Source organism: Paenibacillus litoralis, from assembly GCF_046244365.1.
Lineage (GTDB): Bacteria > Bacillota > Bacilli > Paenibacillales > NBRC-103111 > Paenibacillus_V.
On the sequence record NZ_CP176395.1, the window covers coordinates 5,877,806 to 5,898,867 of the forward strand.

A 21,062-nucleotide genomic window follows, 5' to 3' on the forward strand; every position below is an offset into this window, starting at 1 on the left:
CATCATTTCTTGTTGATTTTCGCGTATTCGGCGGTAAATTCCGAAATAATTTGGTCGCCGCCGTTTTTACGCCATGTTTCAATCGCCTGCTGCCAGCCGGCCTCATCCAATTCGCCCATAATGAATTTGCCGCGGGCGTCCGTTATTTGCTTTTTCAATTGGGCGCCTTTCTCCACGTTGGTTTGCGAGATTAAAGGAGTCGTTGGATCGGATACGCCTTTCTTTTCGTTGCCTGCGACGATTCCTTTCCATTTGGTTTCCATCGGCGTATCGCCTGGTTTTGGTCCGAATATACCTAATTTGACCATAAATTGGTTTAATGGATTGATTTCTTTGTTATATAAGTCGGTATTCACTTTCGGCGCGCCGTTTTCCATCGTGTACGTATGGCCTTCGACACCGAGCATCGTCAAATCGATCATTTGCTTATCGGTCATTTTGTTAAAAAACGCCAAAATGTTTTTCAAATCCTGCTCAGTTTTGACGCTGCTCTTCGGAAACATGAGAAGTCCCGCAAATCCCGGATCAGCTTGCACGAACTCGCCCTTCGGCCCTTTGATGCCTGTAGCCACATCTAACGCCGCTTGCGGGTTCAGTTTCTTTAAATCGGCGAACTGCGCAGTCGTGACTGAGTCTACGGCTGTTAACATGAACCCTGCTTTTCCCTGATTGATATTGGCTATATATCCTTCTTTCACGATCAGGAAATCCTGGTTGACTAACTTCTCGGTATACAGCTTCTTGTTAAACTTCATTGCTTCCAAGTATTCTGGCGCCATGAAGGAAGGGATCAGCTTGCCGTCCGGCTGAACGCCCCAGTTCAGCGGCGCGCCGAAATAGATGGCCAGATAGTCGATTACCGCTCCCACAGACGCAGACCCGAGGTCGCTCAGGCCGAACGTGTCGTTCTTGCCGTTCTTGTCGGGATCATTAAGCGTAAAGGCTTTCAAAACCTCATACAGCTCGTCGACGGTTTGCGGCACTTTCAAGCCGAGATTGTCGAGCCAATCTTTGCGGAATAGGAGGCCCGAGCGCGATAGAGGACGTGTTCTAGGTAATCCATATGTTTTGCCGTCAAGCGAAATATTGGACATAATTTGCGGATTCAGGCCGGCTAAATTCGGATAATCCTTCAAGTACGGTCCGACTTCCCAGAACATGCCCGAACGCGCGGCGTTGACGATATTGGCGTTCTTATTGTCCGGAATGACGAGCACTTGCGGCATCGAGCCAGAGGCAATCGTCGCATACAATTTCTCTTCATAGCCGGCGCCAACTACCCAGTTGATGTCGATGTTCGTACCAGTGTACTCGCGAATCTTCTGCATGCCGGGGCTGTCGGCTTTTACCGGCTCTGTCGTGTATTGCGGCACCAGCATCGCGATGGTGACCGGCGTTTTGCTTGGAGCGGTGCTTGACGTCGCTCCGCCGGATGCAGCCGGTGAGTTGGAAGTAGCAGGATCTTTCGGTTTTTCGCTGCTGCATGCTACTGTCGTGCCAAGCGCCATAACCGCAACGATGCCTCCGAGGGCTGATTTTTTCGCTACTTTTGAGAACGTTGTCATAAAAGTGTTGACCTCCTCTGTAATAGTAAACAGTGATCTATATTTTACTTGACCAGGGCGGATATCCGCATCTGCTATTTCGCAACCCCTATCCTCCTTTCACAGCGGTGCGATCGCCTCTGGCCAACACTGTTATCAACCTTTGACCGAGCCGAGAAAAATCCCTTTCGTGAAGTAAGACTGGATGAATGGATAAATGATTAACATCGGAATCATCGTCACGACGATAACCGCCATCTTGATCGTAACCGCAGGCGGAACGACAAACTGCTCTGTGAACATAGCGGAATCGCCGATTCCCCCTTGCGAGAGGATGACAATTTGCCGCAGAAGTACTTGAACCGGCCATTTTTCGTAGCTATTGATGTATAGAATGGCCGAGAAGTAGCTGTTCCAATGCGCGACCGCATAAAATAACGTCAATGTGGCGAGCGCAGGTTTCGAAAGCGGAACCACAATTTTATAGAAAATTTGAAAGTCGTTGCAGCCGTCGATTTTCGCCGATTCCTCCAGGCCGTCGGGAAGCTGCTGGAAAAAGTTTTTCAGAATGATTAAATAGAATGCGCTAATTGCGCCGGGAATCATTAAGGACCAATAAGAATCGATCAAGCCGAGCGATTTCACAACGAGAAATGTCGGGATCATGCCGCCGCTGAAAATCATCGTAAACGTAGCCAGAAGCATGATCGGCCGTCTGCCGGCCAAGTCCCGTCTCGCCAGCGGATAAGCCATAATACTGGTCATAAACAGATTGACCGCCGTGCCGACAACCGTGATCCAGACGGACACCCACAAGCTTTTCACCAACGTATCGGTCGAAAAAATATAACGGTACGCCGTCCAGTCGAAGCGGTCCGGAAACAGAATAAAGGTTTTCCGCAGCACCTCTTCGGGAGAGGCGAGCGATCCGGCAATAATATAGAGGAACGGCACCAGCGTCACCAGCGACACCAGGAGCAGCATTCCTATATTGACCACATCGAACAAGCGGCTTCCCAGTGTTTTATCATGAGTCAATGAATTCCCCTTCTCTCTGGTTGCACATGTTAAAAGATACCGTCCTCTTCACTTTTCTTGGCTAAATAATTCGAGAGGAATACAAGGATAGCGCCAATGACAGACTTGAAAAGGCCAACGGCCGTACTGTAGCTGTAATTACCCTGCTGAATGGCGGCCGTATAGACGTAAGTGTCGAATACTTCGCCGACTTCGCGGTTCAACGCGTTCAGCATCAGGAAAATTTGCTCGAACCCCGTATCCATAAAGCTGCCCAATCGGAGAATGAGCAAAATGATAACCGTACTCCGCAGCGCCGGCAGCGTGACATGCCACATGCGGCGGAATCTTCCGGCCCCGTCGATCGTAGCCGCTTCATACTGCTGCGGGTCTACGCCGCTGATTGCTGCGAGGAAAATAATCGTTCCCCATCCGGCTTCCTTCCATACAACTTGGGATGTAATCATCGTCCGGAACCAAGTCGGGCTTTGCAGAAAATCGATTTTATCCATGCCCGCGGCCGCCATGAGACTAGGCACGATGCCGTCCTGAATGGTAAAGAACGTATAGAACATGCCGACGACGACGACCCATGAGATAAAATGCGGAATGTAGACAATCGTCTGCACCACTTTTTTGTACATTTCCAGCCGCAGTTCGTTTAGCATCAACGCAAGGATAATCGGCAGCGGGAAGAAAAAGATAATATTGTAGACGGCCAGCAGCGCTGTGTTCCGAAACAGCTTGAAAAACTCCGGATCGCTGAAAAAACGGTCGAAGTGACGAAAGCCTGCCCATTCGCTTCCCGTTATGCCCAGGAACGGCTGATAATTTTGAAATGCGACGACAAGTCCCCACATGGGCAAATATTTGAATACTAAAAAGTAAACGATTCCAGGAACAAGCATCGCATACAGCCATCGATTTCGCGCCAATGTTGATATCATGTTAATCGCCTCCTTTCTGATCGATGATAGCTTCATCATAGGGAGAGCCGTACCATTCCGTCTATAATCCGAACCGGACTTATCCTAAACAAACGCGGACTAAGCCGTGAAATCGCGGTGTTTGACCGGGTTTTTGTCGCGGGACAACAAAAAAGACAAGCTCTTGTCGTTCGTCTGCGACAAGAACTTGTCCGATTTAAAAAAGAACCCGCCAGTTGTGCGGGTCTCAATATTGTGTAGATTTTTCATGGCTTGCGTGACTTCTTCTAATTTTCGGCTGTTATGTTACAATTACTGCTCCTTACGCAGCTTCGCTTCCAGCACGAAGGTGGCAAACGGGACGAACGCGGCGATAAACGCCACGATTCCTTTAAGAAATGACCAGCGCCGCGTAACCCAAACGACGAGAAGCGCAATCATATACAGCCCGAATAATGCACCGTGCGCCATTCCGACAAACTTGACGGGAGCGGGCATATCCGCAAAATATTTCAAAGGCATTGCGATAAACAGCAGCACCAGAAAAGAGATTCCTTCAATGAAGGCAATACCGCGAAACCAACCTACGCTTGTTTTCCACATGTCCGCTGCTCCTCATAAATAGTCATGTATAACTATTTCTATTATAGCGAATGAACGGCTTCGAAAAAAAGAGCGCCGGCGTGTGTTCACCAATTTGTCATTTCACGATTCGCGGACGCGGAATACGGCAAACAACCGGCTCTGCATATGCAGACCGGTTGTTTGCGGGTTATATCGGATTCGATCGTCTAGATTCCTCTAGCACTACTCGGCTGCTGGCGCCGTTTCCACAACGATTTTCCATGCCGTTCCGATCGGCGGCAAGCTCTTCGTCAGCATCGCGTTATAGAAGCCGATCACTTTCGCGTCCTTAACGAGCTTGCTTTTATCTACTTTCTCGCCGTTCTTGTTCGTAATGATTGTGGAGTCGGTCAGTCGCAGCACGACCTCGCTCGGCGAAGTTTCCGTCAAGCCGCTGCCTTTGATGACCAGGCTCGTTCCGCCGTCGGTTCCGGTACGAACTTCCTCGATTGCGCCGGCCGTACCGAGCATGTCTTTCTGATCCGCACCGTTCAATACGGTAATCTTATAAGTCGGCGTTTGCGGCGGCAGGCTCATGGTCATGACCAGCGAGTGCTCCGCTTCCACTTGCATTCCCAGCGTCAGATCGCTCAAGCCCAGCTTCTTGCCGTCAGCCGTCTCGATAACGGTATCTTCGCCGATATTGAGCACAAGACCTTCCGTGCCGACGCCGTTGATATGTACGGAATTGTATTTCTCGGACTGATAGACCGAAGTTACGACGCCTTTGGTCGTTACCGATTTCTTTTGCTCCGCTAACGTGATCGATACCGAGTTCCCTGACGTCAGCACGGTACCGTGCAGCACTTCGCCGATAAACGAAGCGGGCACATACATCTTATTGTCGACAAGAACAGGAGCTATGCCGAGCGATTTCTCCATTTTATTGATAATATAGCGATCCGCTCCGGTTTTCACCGTCGTGAAAATTCTATCTTTAATCAGCTCGACCGACAAATCCGCTTGATTCCAAGTCAGGCTGAAGCCCAAGGCTTCCGTAACCGCACGGAGCGGAAGCATCGTCTCCTTCTCGTCTGCGTTTTGAAAACCGCTTTCCGTAATCGCAACGCCGTTCACCGTAATTTGCATGTTCTGCTGAGCGGATACCGCCGAAGTTGTCTGCATGTAACCCTCTTTCGCCTGAGGGCTGTCCGTCGAAGCATACGCCGCTCCGCTCGTCATCGTCATCGTGGCTACCAACACCGCCAAGCTTTTTTTCATTCCGTTATTCATTGCAATCTTCCTTTCGAGTTGTGTCTTGATGTGTGTTTACTTGCTGCTTACATAAAGGTAGACGAGGCGATAGCGAAATATGTTGCACAAAAAAATGGACCGGCTGTCGCCGCGCAGTAAAAAGAGCCTTTCAACGAGTCATGCAGCTCGCCGAATAGGCTCTCCTATTTCACACAAAATATTAGTAGCGCACCTGCAAATGCGGCGTTTCGATCTCCTCGCCGCTATAGTGCGAACGCATGCAGGCATCTAGTCCGCCCGTCGTAAGCAAGGAACGTTCGACCGGAAACGGAGGTCGGCGGGTATGAATGAACTTTTCGATTTCGAGCGTCAGCCTGCCGAAGTGGCTGTACGGCTTCTGATTCTGGAGCCAAAACTCCACGCAAATCGGCTCTTCCTGCTCCAGCACTTGATAAGCGGAAGCGAAGGTTTGCATTTCCTTGCTCGCTAGCCAATCGCAGTACAGGACGCCGGATTGTAAGCCGTCGACGTAATCGAGCTCGAAGAATACCGGTTCCTGCAATTCGTAGGGAAACTTGTTCACGTCCCGCAGGTTGATAAAGCCGCCGCACGCCCGGTAAATCGCCCCCCACTCGTCCGACAGAAGACGCGAGACGGCTTGCTCGTTCTTATAAGCCCGAACCGCCCGAATGCCGCTTTCCCCGCAAGCCCGCTGCTCGGCAACCGATTGCAGCATTTCCAGCGTATGGTACACGTATCGCTCAAGCGATCCGTAGGAAAAGCCGAACATTTTGTGCAAAGGCGCTCCGGGCGGAAACGGCCGCTCAATCGGCTGCTTGCGGGCAAAAGGGACGACGGAGCTGGACATGAACGGAATGTCGTACCGTTTGATTTGCGCATACATCCATTCGATATCTTCCTGCACGACGGCAAAGCCCTTATCCGTGTATACGGGAACGATCCGGTTATATTCCAGCATGACGTTCAGACACGCCTCGAAAAACAGCCGCCGCGGATATAGCTCTTGGCCGATCTCGTTGAACGGATAAACGCCGTGTTCGCCGATCAGAATGATCCCGTCCAGCGTAAACGCGTCCCCGCCGTGCAGCAGCGCTTCGCGAATCGAGCCATAAATCGGAATGCTGTGCTTCGCGGCGAGATTCCGGCTCATGTCGTTGTCCGGAAACCGGTCGACGTACATCGAAACGATATCGAGCGTCGATTGATAGGTGCGGCCGTCTAATGAAAACCCGTCCAGCATCTTCGTGATGATAACGTCCGCATGCGAAATGTCCCAATATTCGGAAATGATAGCAGCCACTCTTTTTTTCATGACCTATCACCACTCTCCTTAGAGTAATCGCCTCGTTCCTAGACGAAGGCAAGTTCATTCCTCATGATTCGTTAGACCGGCAAGAATCGAGCGCATTCGCTCTACGACAATCGCCGCCTCTTCCTCGCGCAAATGCAGCGGATTGACGATAATATCCCGTTTATCCCAGGTCAGTGCGACGAGAACGCTCGGCTCGCCCGACCGCAGGGCGGCAGCCAGCTGCTCGGCGCTGAGTGGGGCGCGGCTCATGTCGACCTTGACGAGCGGGTAATCCTGGCCGGTCGGCCCGGGATAGGCCCTTGCCGCATCGAAACCGGCTTCTCTCAACCCGTCCCCGATCGAGCACACGAGCGCCTCGTATCCGGCTTTCAGCGCGGCATGGTCAAGCCCGACATACCGCTCCACAGCCGCGAGCAGCCCGGCCAGCTCTTCCTTCCCCACCTTCATCGGCCGGCCGATCGAGATGCGCGGGCCGACATGCAGCCGGCACGCGGCGATCAGCGATTCCTTCCCGACGATGAAGCCGGAGCTTTGCGGACCGCAGAGCGTTTTACCGCCGGAGAAAATAACGAGACTCGCCCCCGCCTCCGTGTAGCGCCATAGATTGTCCGCCGGCGGCAGCTGCGCCGCCGCATCTACAACGACAGGCACCCCTCGCGCGCCGGCAATACGTACGACTTCCTCCAACGGCAGCGCGCCGCGGCTGTATTGCGTCGAAGGGAAATACATCACGCAAGCGGTTCGTTCGCCGATCGCGGCATCGAGCTGCCAGGCGAACGTCGATTCGACGTCGCCGATCTCGATCAGTTTTGCGCCGGTCTGGGTAATCGCCATATCGAAGCCGTTGCGCTGGCATCTGTGGATGACGACTTCGTTCTTCATGCCGTTCGGATACGGCAGCTTGCGCACCTGCGTTTCGTCGGTGCCGGTCATGCATGCCGCAGCGGCAACCGCTAATCCGGCAGCCGCTCCGCTCGTCACGACGGCCGCTTCGTTGCGGGTAAGCTCCGCTATACGCGCGCCTACCCGCAGGTGCAGCTCGTCTAGCGATACAAAATGCCGGCTCGCCTGCGCCATCGCCTCGACCACCTCCGGCGGCATCCGCGATCCCCCGATCATCGTGTACGAATCGGCGGCGTTAATCACGGTCTTCATGCCGAGCTTCGCATAGAAATCCGTCATCGTCTTCCCTCCCTCAAACGGCATAGAGCAGGGTGGTACCCGCTCCGCCTCTTCTATGAAACCTTTTCGCTTTATCCCCTAATACGAGCTTTGCCGATGATTTACCCTTGACGACGCAAACGAAAACGGTTGCAATAACCGTTAATCCGCACCGAAGCACCGCCTTCCCGAAGCATTGGAGCTACTCCTGATTCTCATTTTGATTATATACTATATATAATATAGATCGCATAATAAGTTATGACGGTGCGCGAAAAAAATGCAGAGCCTATTCCTAACGAATACGCCTCTGACTCTCATCCTCTTCCCTGATAATATGGTCATTCTACTTGAAATTCCGTACTGCTTCGTATTGCTCAAACAAGCCGAGCCTCCCAAATGCTACAGCTTTCATTCCGAATTCTCTTGCCATTCGATTTTTCTATGTATCCAGCCATTCTTGTATCGTTATCCTTTATTTCACTCAATGCTGTTAAAGCCCGAACTATTCAGTAGGAATTGTTTGACGTCGATGAGACCGTACAGAACCAGTTCTTCCGGACAAACTGACTCGAAGTCAGTTTGTCCGGCTGAATTGTTCAAGGATGCGTATTGATTGAACTCTTATCCATAACGGTTCAGTACCCGAAATGCTCGAGTATGCTATTCTTTTTTCCCACTAAGCGATTTGAATGATAGTAAGGTGTGCTGAAACAGGCGTTGTACCCGCCGGTGCTCCCGCGAAAGGAGTAATGGTTAGTGCCGAGGCATTGCCAGCAGGATTTTGTACAGTGAGTATGGAATTGGCGACTGCCGTTTGCACAAGAGCTATTCCTACGATCTGAGAAGTGCCTGTTGCTCGGCCGGCCACCGTATAGGCTAGGGGAGCGCCACCCAGAGTCAACTGCAGTTGGCCCGCTTCGGTCACACTCACCTGAAACAAGACCTGATAGACGCCGATTGCAGCCAAGTTAAACTGAGTGGCACTAATTCGGGTAATAGCAGACCCGCTAGTAGGTCCATTTTGCGGAAAACTTACGTCTGCACCTAGAGCAACTGTTGCTGCATTATCACCAGGCATCAATGCAAAAAAATCGGCAAAACTTAATACTCCTCCAGCTGGCCCTCGAGGTCCTGGAGGTCCTGGCGGACAATTACATCTTCCCATAGTCTCATCTCCCATTATCAACGTTAAAAAACGTAATTTATCATATTAAAAGTTTTAAACGACAAACACAGTAAATACCTATCTAACTTAAAAATAGGTAAATAGAGCAATACATTCGCTGAATTTCCTTCAGCTATGTTATTGTCCTATACCATAATGTCCATGCCTGCATTTGATAATAACAGTGATCGAAAGCTAGGGAGTGATGGGGATTGGAGTATCGCCCGTTAATAGGTATTCTGGTGACGAATAGGAATAGCAGAAAAAGAATTTTGGAACTGCATCAACGATATCACAATCTAGACCTGAAACTTTACGCCTTTACTCCGGCAGATATTCGTTGGAAGAAACAACGTATTATCGGACTTAGCCTGATAAAGGGCATATGGAAACGAAGATCATTCCCTTTTCCTCATGTCGTCTACAACAGGTGTTTTAACAAAAAATCAATAACCATTCAACGCCTAGAAGAAGCGATTGGCAAGAACAAATGCTTCAACAATGTAAATTTTTTTAACAAATGGAATCTCTATAACCAGTTAAACCAGTCAACTATTAGTCCCTATGTACCCGACACGTTTTTATATAATGAAGGGATAGTATCCGATCTATTAGAGAAATATAAGCTACTCTTTATTAAGCCTTCTTACGGATTTAGGGGGAAGTCTGTGTACCGGGTTGAACGAACGGATAATGGCGAGGTTCACATCTCTTTGCACAGCTTGGCTCCTAGATATATTTTCAGAAAAAATGAAAGCTTTCAGGAAAAACTCGGTGAACTTCTTGGACTTAAGAAAAAGAAATACATGGTTCAGCAAGGGATTCGTATGAGTCAACTTGATCGTCAGTATTTCGATATCCGGGTCCTTGTTCAAAAAGACATTCTTGGAGAATGGACGGTTTCCACCATAGCTTGTAGAGTGGCTTACGAACAGTACTTTAACACGAGCATGTGTGAAGCCGTTTATGATGCTGCAGAAATTCTCCCGCGAATATTTTCGCAGGAAAAAATAAATGATATCCTCCGAACTCTGAACGAGGTAAGCATTAAGGCCGCTCAAGAAGCAGAAACGCATATGGGTTCATTGGGAGAACTGAGCGTGGATTATGTAGTAGACGAAGATAAGAAATTATGGATTATGGAACTTAACGGAAAACCCCAAAAAAATATATACAAAGACATTAAGAGTTTTACGCACAAAAGCCTAATTTATAGCAGACCCTTGGAATATGCTTATTACCTCTCTCAACCTAGTGAGATCCCAAGCACAGGACTCACACAGGATTCTGAAGAACCTATAGATGAGCGGTAAGCCTTGACATTCGATTGAGCTTGCGGAGTTATGCAGCGTAGTCGGCATACAATAAGCCCGAGCGCTTAGCCCGGGCGTACATAAACGTCAACATGAGGCTGGCCTGCTTGCTATCCCGGGAGGTTCGATCCTTTTACAAACAAGTGGAGGATCTGTTATCATTCTGTATAGACTGAGGGTTACGATCGTGAGCCAAAGACATGTGTATAGGGCAATACTTCCTTAAGGAATGGAGCGAGGTTTTTGTTTCCTGAAGATGAACGAAGCCAACTGGATTTAAGGCTTTTCCGTATCTGGATCAAAGCGTCTACGACCGTATTTGAAAATGTGAGAAAAGATATAGCAAGCTACGGAATCGCACCGGAGAATTTCATGATTCTTGAGCTTCTATACAGCAAAGGACCTCATCCGATCCAAAAAATCAGCGAAATTTTGTCAATCCCCAGCGGCAGCATCACCTACGTCGTGGATAAGCTGGAGAAAAAAGAATTTGTCAAGAGACATCAAAGCCCAACCAACCGGAGAACGACAAACCTCGCTCTTACCGAAAAGGGCGAAGCGCTATTTAACGATATGTTTCCCAAACATGTCGAAACGATTTCCAATCAGTTATCGTTCATTAGCGATGAAGAGAAACAACAGCTCATTCATGTGCTCAAAAAAATCGGGCTAGGCGCTAAACAATTGCAGGATCGCTAAATCCCGAAAGGCCTTTCCATACGACCAAATCCAAATGATCGGAGCCCGCTTCAATGGCGGGATCGTTCCTCCTTGCCTTCCCCCGCCTCCTTGTTCGAACGCACGTTCAACGCTTCAATCTTACGGTATGCGATTATCCCCCCTGCCTCCGGTACGCGGACGCGAATGAAGTCCATTCTCCATTCCGTAATATCCTGCTTCCCTTCCTATGAATCGCCGAGCGTGCGGCGTCGCGCTTTACCGGCGCAGTTAAGATGGTCTGCTCTCTCTTGTATTTTATGGCCTGTTCCAGTAAATTTATAAATAACTAATTGAATAGTCATTAGTGAAATGTCCATTACAAGAGGGAAGGTCTAATGGATGGAGAACAACCTCATCGTTAAGGTGAATCCCAAATTAACGTTTACGGTAAATACGCAAATTAAGGAACAGTTAAAATGGCTGATCGGGATCGGTCAAGTTAAGCCCGGCGACATGCTGCCCCCCGCTAACCAAATGGCGGACATCTTAGGGATCAATAGGAATACGGTCAACCTGGTGTATAACCAATTGCAGGACGAGGGGATCGTTACGATGCAAAAAGGGCGCGGCACCACCGTCATCAAAAGCGCGAAAACGGAGGAGCTTCACCGGCTGCGTCAACCCATGCACGCTTTGGTATCAAAAACGATACAAGAAGCCGAGCAGTTGGGCATCCCCTTGGACGATTTTTTTACGGCTAGCCTCGCCTACATCCTTCTGCACAGCTCGGACAACTTGAATCCTCTGCGCTTGGTTTTCGTGGAGTGCAAAGAGCACGACCACATTTTTTACCGCAACGAAATCGAGCGGATTACGGAAGCGGAAGTTGCATCCGTTTTTCTGGAAGATCTATTGTCCGGTGAGGATGCCGTCGCCAAAGCGCTGGAGCATTCGAGCCTTGTGATCACTACGCTGAATCACGCCGATGAGGTTAAGGAAGTGTTCGACCGTTTTGACGCTAAGGTGCTGGTCATCGGGGCAACTACGGAAATCTCATTTTTGCTGGAGGTTGCAAGGCTAGAGACGGGCAGTAAAGTGAGCTTTGCTTGTTTGGGAAATGCAGGCGGGCAATGGATGGCTAAGCGAGTCGAAGACGCAGGGATCACGCAAATCGAATCGAATGGCGTAGGATTGGATAACCCGGAGCGATTGCGGGATCATATCGAGCATTCCGACAAGGTTTACGCTTCAACCGCCGTCTACAGCGAATTAAAGACAATGGCCCCCGAGAAGGTAGCTCTTTACCCTATGGTTCTCGAAAAAAGCAGCGAAAATCTTCTTAAAGAGGTCGCCAATTCTGATAAATTAAAATAAAACTCTGCCATATGAAAAAGCCGTTTCCACATGGGAGCGGCTTTTTCAATAGAGTCCGGAAACGATAAGGCAGGGCGATTCATCGCGAACGCGAGTAACTCAGGTAAGAGATACGGTATTCCGCCGGAGCCGGTCCCCTCAGCCTCGCAGTTCTTCGATTCGATGTGGATGCGTATACACATTCAGAGAACGATTCCGCACAAATCCTACGGCGGTAATGCCGAGGTCATCCGCCAGTTGGAGTGCGAGCTCCGTCGGGGCCGATTTGGACAAGATGACTTCGCACCCGATTTTGGCTACCTTCAACAAGATTTCAGACGAAATGCGACCGCTAAAAACGATAATTTTGTCATGCAATTCGATCTCGTGCTTCAAGCAGTATCCGTATATTTTATCCAAAGCATTATGCCTGCCTATGTCCATTCTCGACAACACGATATCGTTTCTGTCGCAAAGCGCGGCGTTATGAACGCCTCCGGTATCTTGGAACGTTTGCGCCGAGTTTTGCATGCCGCGCATTAAACGAAAGCAGTCTTCAAACGACAACGTGACATGAGCTTCCTTTACCGTTTTGGCCATTCTCGCATCGTTCATGAAATAGAAGCCTTGCCTGCTCTTCCCGCAGCAAGAAGTAATATACCGTTTCGAATGAAAATTTTGATAGAATGCATTTACTTTGTCCGTCTTAACGTGAACAAACCCTTCCGCTTCTTGATACCAAATATCGTCAATATCGTCATACCTTTGAATAACGCCTTCCGAGGCCAAAAAGCCTACCACCATATCCTCGACATACTCCGGCGTGCACACCACGGTGGCAAATTCCTGCTGGTTGATTTTGATCGTAACCGGGTGCTCGGTCACTACGGTGTCCTGCAAGCGTTCGATTTCACCATCCCGATACCGGATAATGTGACGCTTCACGTCCGTCGGCTTCCCCATACGCTCACTCCTTTATCAAGCATTCCGCACTTCGGAAGGATCAGGTCATCCTCCGATATGATGCATTTCAATCTTGGAGGATACTTTCGTATGGTTCAGCCTCTCTTCGGAATAACGGTCTGTTCGGCCTCTCCAAATGTTCTCGATATCGTCTCTTATCTCATCGTCGGTTTGACCGGATCGAAGCTTGTCACGAAGCTCGTGTCCTTTGGATGCGAACAAGCAAGTGTATAAGGAGCCTTCCGCTGAAATTCGCGCGCGCGTGCATGTCGAACAAAAAGCATCGGTAACCGATGAAATAATGCCGATTTCCTCCGTTCCTCCTTTGTAACGATAACGCGCTGCCACTTCTCCCTTATACCCGGCCTCAACAGGTTCCAACGGCATATGCCGATGAATCAAATCGATAATTTGCTGTTTGGAAACCACTTGATCCAATTTCCAGCCGTTCGCGTTGCCGACATCCATAAATTCAATAAACCGCAAGCTATGCTTCTTTTCCCGAAAATATTCGGCCATGGGCAAAATATCCCGATCGTTCACGCCTTTTTGAACAACCATATTAATTTTCACTTGCATGCCGGCTTGCTCCGCTGCGTCTATGCCATCCAGTACGGCTTGGACACCGCTTTTCCCGCCGTTCATCTGACGGAATCGTTCATCATCAAGCGAATCCAGACTTACCGTGACTCTTTCCATTCCTGCCGCCCGCAGCTCTCCCGCATATTTCGGCAGAAGCACACCGTTTGTCGTTAAAGCGATATCGGAGACTCCCTCGATCTGACGCAGCGAACCGATTAACGAAGGCAGGTCTTTTCTGAGCAGCGGCTCCCCGCCGGTAATACGCAGCTTTGTAACGCCTAAGGAAACAAATATGGCAGCGATACGCGTAATTTCCTCGAACGTCAGTATTTTATCTTTCGGTAAGAACGGGTAGTCATGGCCGAAGATTTCTTCCGGCATGCAATAGCGGCAGCGAAAATTACACCGGTCTATTACGGATATTCTCAAATCCCGCAAGGGGCGATTCCATTGATCTGCGATCGGCAATCCCATCATCATCACCTCAACCCGTCTCCTTATCCCTGCCTGGCTTGAACGAAAAAAACCAGCAGTAAACAAATTCTTCTCCGTGAAGAAAATGGTTAATACTGGTTAAATATTCTACATGAATATATAGAAAAATCAATCTAGCGGATCGTTTTCTGATTTTTATAATCATCACGCATTATTTCGGTTTTGTCAATGCTCTTTTCCTTCCGCGATCCTTCATAGATTGAAGCTTGCATACTCCCGTCCGGAGGGGTACGTTATAGTCATAACGATATACGATTAGCGGCAGCTCCTCAGAGGGGAACGATCCTATGAAGGTTAATAGAAAAGCCATCGGCGTTTGCGAAGCACAACGAAAAATCCGGTCTTATATTCGCTTGCAGCATTCCGTTTCGGTTGAGCTTCAGCAAGCGTTCGGAAGAAGATTGGCCGAAGATATAACCGCCTCCCATCCCGTGCCTCGCTTTGTCAAATCGGGCATGGACGGCTTCGCCGTAAAATCGGAGGACCTGTATGGCGCCACGGTTGAACATCCCGTCATCCTTGAAGTGAATCAAACGATTCCTTGCGGTTCCGTACCCGGCCTTCCGGTTAAGAAAGGTCAGGCTTCGCGTATTATGACCGGCGCCCCCTTGCCTTCCGGCGCAGATACCGTCGTCATGTTCGAGATGACCGAAGATCGCATCATAGACGGCAAACCGTTCGTTTCCATCCAAAAAGAAGCGATAAAAGGAAAAAACGTCTCGCACATCGGTGAGGAAATCGAAGAAAAAGAATTCCTCTGCGGCCGCGGAAGCCGAATCAATGCCGGCGAGGCAGCCCTGCTGGCCACATTCGGCCATGACAAAGTCAACGTATTCGCCAAGCCCCGCGTCGCCATATTTACGACGGGCTCGGAGCTTTTAGCTATTAACGAGCCCATCGCTCCGGGCAAAATTAGAAACAGCAACCTGTTCATGCTCTCTTCTCTCGTCCAGGAAGCCGGAGGCGAACTTGTATATACCGCGGTACTGCCCGATACGAAAGAAGAAGCCAAAACGATGATTTACGATACCCTGGACCGCGCACAGCTGATCATCACAACCGGCGGGGTTTCCGTAGGAGACTTCGATCTGATGGCGGATTTCTACGCCGAGCTACAGGGACAACTGTTATTCAATAAGGTCGCCATGCGGCCCGGGAGCGTAACTACCGCAGGTGTTGCGGACAACACCTTGTTATTCGGGCTATCCGGAAATCCCGGCGCATGCTTTGTCGGATTCGAGCTGTTTGTTCGTCCCGTGCTATATGCCATGCAAGGCAAGCAAGAGCCTTATCCCCTGCAATTCCAAGCGTATTTAAAGGGCGATTTCACCAAAGCAAGCGGATACACCCGTTACGTTCGCGGAAAAACGACCTTTGCGCATGGCTGCGTGTTCGTAGAACCGGTCGGCAAGGACCAATCCAGCGTGACGGTGTCCATCAAGGACGCGGATTGTCTGATATTGATCCCGCCGGGAGGGAACGGCAAACAAGACGGCGAGCTAGTGGAAGCCATTAAACTGGATTTGATTCGGTGAAAGGTCGCCTTATTTGCGAGTACCTGGTAGTTGGTGAATCTGAGCTTACTATTAATGAACCTAGGTATCAGGTTCATTAACAGCGAGGCAAATTTCACTAATTTCAGATGAAATGAGATCATTTCATCCATTAGTGAAGCTAGGTTCACAAATAGTGAAGCAAACTTCACTATTTTCAGATAAACTAGGTCATTTCATCGAATAGTGAACCAGATGTCACTATTTTACCGTTACGTTCACTATTAGTGACGTTTGCTTCACTATTTCCTATGTTGGCAGGTTTTTGAGCTCGGATAGTGAATTTAGGTTCAGTATTAGTGAACCTATCTTCACTATCCTGTCATGTGATCCTCCGCCTGAGAGGGCACTATCCTTCTGCCGTTTCATGGCTTTCGAGATAGCCTCCATTTCCTATCTGCTCTTAACTTTTCGATATAAACGGTTCTTCCCTTCCTTGGTCAGCTGTCTCGAGCTATCTTGTATCCCCCTTCACTGCCACACTTATCCTTCCACTCCCTCCCATGACGACAAAAACGGCTCGTCATCAGACGAACCGCTTCTGCTGATTGCTATCTTCATCCCAAATCAAAAAATCCCAAACATTACTTGGTGACGTTCACAACAGTCGTTTCACTCGATGTCACGCCCGCGTAATTGACAAGCTCGCACCGATACTCGTATGTACCGGCCGGCTTGCTCTGGATTGCCGTAACGGCAGATTGCGCTTGCGGCGAAACGCCGTTCAACATCTGCGTATCGATCAGCACGCCGTTCTCATACAACCGGTACGTCGTCCCGTTCGTCCCCCACCACAGATTCATGCTGACCTTATAATTCCCATCGCCGTCCCAATTGTCGCTGTATAGAACTGGATTGGCCGGAGCCGCTTGCGTGACATTCACGGTGAGAACATCACTTCGCGCGGTACCGTATGCATTGGAGAGCTCGGCATAGTAACGGTAAGTGCCATTTGCCTTGTAGGTAACGGTCGTTACGGTCGACTGTGAATTCGGCGAACGGTCCGCGAGAATTCGGGTGTCGATCAGGACATCGTTTTCATAAAGCCTATAAACCCTGCCGTTATTGCCCCACCATACATTCATCGCGATGTTGTAGTGACCGTCAAGAATACCCGTGTCGTATCCATTGTCATTCAATAGCACAGGCTTTCCAGGCACACCGGTGCTTGCCGACGGAAGGCTGTTTACGACAGCCGTCGCCGTACCCGTGTTGCCCGCCGTATCGACAAATTCAAAGGTGAAGCTGCCATTGTAAAGGAACGTATAGCTCGTCGAGCCCCCGTTGTTCGTAATCGTCACCGGTTCGCTTGGCGTAATGATCGCGGTAACTTGCGCATCGGCTCCCGAACCGCTGTATGCCACCGTCGCTGTAGGCGCTGTGATATCGATCCGGAACGCAGCCGTCTTCGCCGTTTCGCTATTCCCCGCATGATCCGTCGAACGATAGCCAAACGTAAAGCTGCCGTCCTGATCGAACGTTACCGGTACCGTGTAAGGCTGCCAAGTCGTTCCGCCGTTCAGGGTGTACTCCGACGATGCGACTCCCGACAAATCGTCTTGCGCCGTTAGACTTACAGTAACCGGATGCACGTACCAGCCGTTCTGCCCGTCCGGCAGCTCGGGCAGCACCGCTGCGGTTGTGACAGGAGCGGCGGTATCCGGCAACTCGCCCTCACCGGTACTTATCCATGCTTTTCCATATTCGGCCGGTTTTTTTGTTTTGCCGATCCCGCCGCCCCACTCGAGCCAGCCAAGCCTGCCGCTACCATTATTATCGTTGACCAACACGGACAGACGTAGCGGTTCACCCGAAGCAGGAATGTAAGGATACAGCTCGGAAGAGTCGACGTGAATGTAGTAAACCGTTTCGTTCGAAGCAGTTTGCGCGACATGCAAGGACCCATACTGCACCACGCTGTTCCCCGGACTCCAATTCGTCGGCAAGTTGCCTCCTACATAGGGCACCAACTGCTTATACAATACCGGACCCTGAGGCGTCAGCGCCGCCTGGAATTCCACCTGGTCGCCTGGGTACCCTTGACCGAACGTATCGATAGCGAATTGCACGCTATCCCCCTTCCAATAGCTGCCCAGCGGATTGTCCTGTACGAAGGTCCCATCCTTTACACGAACGACCAAATCGAACCCGCTATCCGAATATCCCGCTGCGAACGAAGCATCGAAATCCGAAGGCTTTGTCGACTCCAGGACGCCCTGATATTCCCAATGATCCGCAGTCCATACGGCATCATCGGCAACCTCCAGCGTATTCGGATCGAATAATTGTCCGCTCAATCCCGTTGTCTCCGGGACGGCCGGACTTTCTACAATACGGTCGAAATCCGAGATCAGGAACGGAACTGCTCCCGGCAATCCCTCCAATACCGAAACGTCTATTTGACGGATCCATAATATTTTGCCGCGAGGCACCGTCAGTGAGCTGTCTGCGCGCTGCGTTTTGCCTTCCCAGTCGGTCACAGTGGTATCCATGGAAAATGCCGCCGCCAAACGGCTATCGACCTGGGAGTCGGCAGCATGTTCAGTCCACAAGGCAAGGAGAGGACTGCCGTCATTTTCGAACAGCACCGCTTTTTGACCGTCCGCGAGAGTATATTCTCCCTGATAGGTGACCGATTGCCCAGCCAGATCGAGAAATTGATGGGCTACTGCTGCGGCAAGCCGCGGCTCGATGCGAGGCTTCGAGCGGAATAATCCTGCGGAATGCGTTACATTGCCTTTGCTTTTCGCATAAGCCAACGTTTCCATTTCGGATAAATTCAGCATGTTAAAAAAGGCGATTTTTTGCGTGCCCCATTTGAGCTGTTTCAAAAAGTCGATCATCATTCGTTTGGCGATCTCCGATTCTGTCGGCAAAGTGCCATTGACGGAGTTCGAGCTCACCAAAATCGCATGGTTCTCCGAGTCGACCCATGGCTTGGAGGGAACGTCCAGTGTTTGATCCATTTGCTGAAACCAGCGCGGATCTGCCTCGTAACCATGAAGCGCCAGTTTATCGAAAGAGGAAGCTCCGTTAAGGCGAAGCAAATGTTTATAGAAGGTCAGGTAATTGCGTCCCGCGAGCCCTCCGATCCAAACGTCCGACTCCGGCTGCACCTCTTTAATGGTTCGGTAAGCGGTACTTAACAGCTCTACAAACCGCTCCGTCGTATCCAGCCAAAACACGCTAAGCCCGGGCATATTCGGTTCGTTCCATACTTCCCATGTCTTCATCCGGTCGCCATAACGGTTCACCACGGCTCGAACGAAGTTCTCCCAATCCTGCATATCCACAGGCGCATAGGCGGAATATGCCGGGACGCTGATATTCGCCTGCGTTTGCTCCGGATGCGGCGAGGCCCATTGCGGCGTGTAAAGCAGGTTCCCTGCAAGTTCGAATCCGTAGCTTGTCAGCTTGCCCACTTGATCATCGAATTTCGACCAATTGTAAACGCCCCGTGACGGCTCAATCGCCCAACTCGTATCCCGGAATTGCGTTCCCCATGGTACCGCATGGATTCTCGCAAATTGAAAACCGATCAAATCGGCTATTTTCATCGCATTCTCGCCTTCCGACAGCTGATAACTGAAGCCCATGACCGGCCACCGCTGCGAAATCGGCTTCGTCGGCCCCGAACTGACGACCAGCGAATACCGATCGCGCGTAAAGGTCGTGAAATCCGTCGGCGAATACGTATAGGACACCGGGAGAGGCGTCGAATTCGCGCTTCCATTCTGTTCATATGCGAACGCGATCTCGTAATACCCCGGTTCCGCAGGCATCCAGCTCCAGCCCTGATCGAGAAACGATTGCCTGGATACCGGGACTTGTGAGACTAAGACATTATCCGAATTGTAAACGCTGCCAATTACCGTTTTGATCGAGCTCGGCACCGCTCCGGCATCCAGTCGGAAGACGACGGCGTCCCCTAATTTCCACCAATTCGCAAACTGTGTGCCTTTCAACGTAAAGGCAGCCGGCCCTAGCGACTGATTGGAGGCTAACGCGGAAATATCGTCCATGTACAGCCGGCCGCTTGACGAAGACGAGGTGCCCGTGCTGACTGTCGTCAAATTCAGCACCAGCGAATTGGTGCCGGCCGGAAATTGACTCTGGTCGACGTTAAACGTAACTTCCGTCCAATCCGCAAACGATAAGCCTTCCGTCCGGTCCGTGGTGTAGGACCCCAGAAAGGTCCCGCCGTTCTGGAACGAAACGAACAACCGCGGCTTATTGCCGGCATAATCCGATGAAGCCTTGAGTTTAACCTTGAATTGAAACGATGTCATATTCGCAGGCACCGCGATCGAACTCGACACCCACCCCGCATAACCGGCTGAGACACTGCCGACGTAAACCGAGCGCTGACCGCTGCTCCGCTCATCGATCGAGTATCCCGCCGTAATCGGCGGGTTGCCGGCCGGCGCGTTCCACCACCATGTCTTCCAATCCTTCGGACTGAACACGCCGTTCGTCTCGCTCAGCGTCTCGAAGTCCGGATTGGATACCGGCAACCGCTGGACGACCGGAAACGGCTCATCCGACGCTTCCATTTTCACGTCGTCAACGTAAAGCTTGCCGCTTGCCGAAGCAGCGCCGGTGCTCACCGTCGTCACATTCAGCACCAGCACATTGGTACCGGCCGGAAATTGGCTCCGATCTACGAGAAACGACACCTCCGTCCAATCGGTTAGCGCCAGCCCTTCCGTCTGATCCGTCGTGTACGCCCCCAGAAATGTCCCGCCGTTCTGGAACGAGACGAACAGCCTGGGCTTATTGCCGGCGTAATCCGACGACGCTTTGAGTTTGACCGCTATCCGGAACGACGACATATCCGCCGGCACCGCAATCGGACTCGACACCCATCCCGCATACCCGGTGCCGACGCTGTCCACGTACGCCGAGCGCAGTCCGCCGCTCCGGACATCATCGGAATACCCCGCCGCAACCGGCGGATTGCCGGCCGGCGCCCCCCACCACCATGTCTTCCAATCCTTCGGCCCGTAAACGCCATTCGTTGCGGTCAGCGTCTCGAATCCCGGATTGGATACAGGCAGTTGCTGAACGACCGCCGCATGAGCGGCGGTCGTTCCGATCAACATGGCTAGCAGCAGTCCGAAAAAATAGGCGGCATAATACTTGTACCGTCCCATCAAATCCCCTCCATCGATAAGAA

At 50.7% G+C, this 21,062-nt stretch carries 14 protein-coding genes; 4 read left to right on the top strand and 10 right to left on the bottom strand.

The genetic code is table 11. The features are described 5' to 3' along the window. Positions 1-2: 2 nt before the first annotated feature. The 7 genes from ACKGJP_RS24935 to ACKGJP_RS24965 all read right to left on the bottom strand — a co-directional run bounded on the left by ACKGJP_RS24935 (position 3) and on the right by ACKGJP_RS24965 (position 7,820). A complete protein-coding gene (locus ACKGJP_RS24935) occupies positions 3-1,565 on the bottom strand; it encodes an extracellular solute-binding protein (RefSeq protein ID WP_409341490.1) in 1,563 nt (520 codons plus the stop codon). Between the two features lie 135 nt (positions 1,566-1,700). Then, positions 1,701-2,582: a carbohydrate ABC transporter permease gene (locus ACKGJP_RS24940; RefSeq protein ID WP_409341491.1), complete on the bottom strand. Its 882-nt coding sequence runs from the start codon at positions 2,580-2,582 to the stop codon at positions 1,701-1,703. A 29-nt stretch (positions 2,583-2,611) separates the two neighbouring features. Beyond that, the gene (locus ACKGJP_RS24945) at positions 2,612-3,508 is read right to left on the bottom strand and encodes an ABC transporter permease (protein WP_409341492.1); all 897 of its coding nucleotides are present in this window, start codon (positions 3,506-3,508) and stop codon (positions 2,612-2,614) included. A 291-nt stretch (positions 3,509-3,799) separates the two neighbouring features. Next, positions 3,800-4,090 (bottom strand): DUF3817 domain-containing protein, encoded by a 291-nt coding sequence (locus ACKGJP_RS24950; protein WP_409341493.1) that lies wholly within the window; start codon positions 4,088-4,090, stop codon positions 3,800-3,802. 204 nt (positions 4,091-4,294) lie between these two features. After that, positions 4,295-5,344, bottom strand: coding sequence for a copper amine oxidase N-terminal domain-containing protein (locus tag ACKGJP_RS24955; RefSeq protein ID WP_409341494.1), 1,050 nt, complete (start codon positions 5,342-5,344; stop codon positions 4,295-4,297). 181 nt (positions 5,345-5,525) lie between these two features. After that, positions 5,526-6,638: a hypothetical protein gene (locus ACKGJP_RS24960; protein WP_409341495.1), complete on the bottom strand. Its 1,113-nt coding sequence runs from the start codon at positions 6,636-6,638 to the stop codon at positions 5,526-5,528. A 54-nt stretch (positions 6,639-6,692) separates the two neighbouring features. Continuing rightward, on the bottom strand, positions 6,693-7,820 hold the full coding sequence (locus tag ACKGJP_RS24965; RefSeq protein WP_409341496.1) for an aminotransferase class V-fold PLP-dependent enzyme: 1,128 nt from the start codon (positions 7,818-7,820) through the stop codon (positions 6,693-6,695). Positions 7,821-9,239: 1,419 nt separating this feature from the next. Here ACKGJP_RS24965 and ACKGJP_RS24970 point away from each other — a divergent pair. From ACKGJP_RS24970 to ACKGJP_RS24980, 3 genes are all read left to right on the top strand, one after another. Beyond that, complete coding sequence (locus tag ACKGJP_RS24970) at positions 9,240-10,280, top strand: YheC/YheD family protein (protein ID WP_409341497.1); 1,041 nt, start codon at positions 9,240-9,242, stop codon at positions 10,278-10,280. Positions 10,281-10,607: 327 nt separating this feature from the next. Further along, positions 10,608-10,979, top strand: coding sequence for a MarR family winged helix-turn-helix transcriptional regulator (locus ACKGJP_RS24975; RefSeq protein WP_409347250.1), 372 nt, complete (start codon positions 10,608-10,610; stop codon positions 10,977-10,979). Positions 10,980-11,339: 360 nt separating this feature from the next. Then, on the top strand, positions 11,340-12,314 hold the full coding sequence (locus ACKGJP_RS24980; protein WP_409341498.1) for a GntR family transcriptional regulator: 975 nt from the start codon (positions 11,340-11,342) through the stop codon (positions 12,312-12,314). A gap of 138 nt (positions 12,315-12,452) precedes the next feature. On the opposite strand, the gene fdhD is transcribed toward ACKGJP_RS24980, so the two are convergent. Together fdhD and moaA are read right to left on the bottom strand one after the other, a co-directional pair. Next, a complete protein-coding gene (fdhD, locus tag ACKGJP_RS24985) occupies positions 12,453-13,256 on the bottom strand; it encodes a formate dehydrogenase accessory sulfurtransferase FdhD (protein WP_409341499.1) in 804 nt (267 codons plus the stop codon). 45 nt (positions 13,257-13,301) lie between these two features. Further along, positions 13,302-14,312 carry a GTP 3',8-cyclase MoaA gene (gene moaA / locus ACKGJP_RS24990; RefSeq protein WP_409347251.1) on the bottom strand — a complete coding sequence of 337 codons (1,011 nt, stop codon included), beginning with the start codon at positions 14,310-14,312 and terminating at the stop codon, positions 13,302-13,304. 308 nt (positions 14,313-14,620) lie between these two features. Here moaA and glp point away from each other — a divergent pair, with 308 nt between their 5' ends. Further along, complete coding sequence (gene glp, locus ACKGJP_RS24995) at positions 14,621-15,868, top strand: gephyrin-like molybdotransferase Glp (protein WP_409341500.1); 1,248 nt, start codon at positions 14,621-14,623, stop codon at positions 15,866-15,868. A 602-nt stretch (positions 15,869-16,470) separates the two neighbouring features. Here the strand turns inward: glp and ACKGJP_RS25000 are convergent. Then, positions 16,471-21,039 carry an OmpL47-type beta-barrel domain-containing protein gene (locus tag ACKGJP_RS25000; protein WP_409341501.1) on the bottom strand — a complete coding sequence of 1,523 codons (4,569 nt, stop codon included), beginning with the start codon at positions 21,037-21,039 and terminating at the stop codon, positions 16,471-16,473. Between the last annotated feature and the right edge of the window lie 23 nt (positions 21,040-21,062).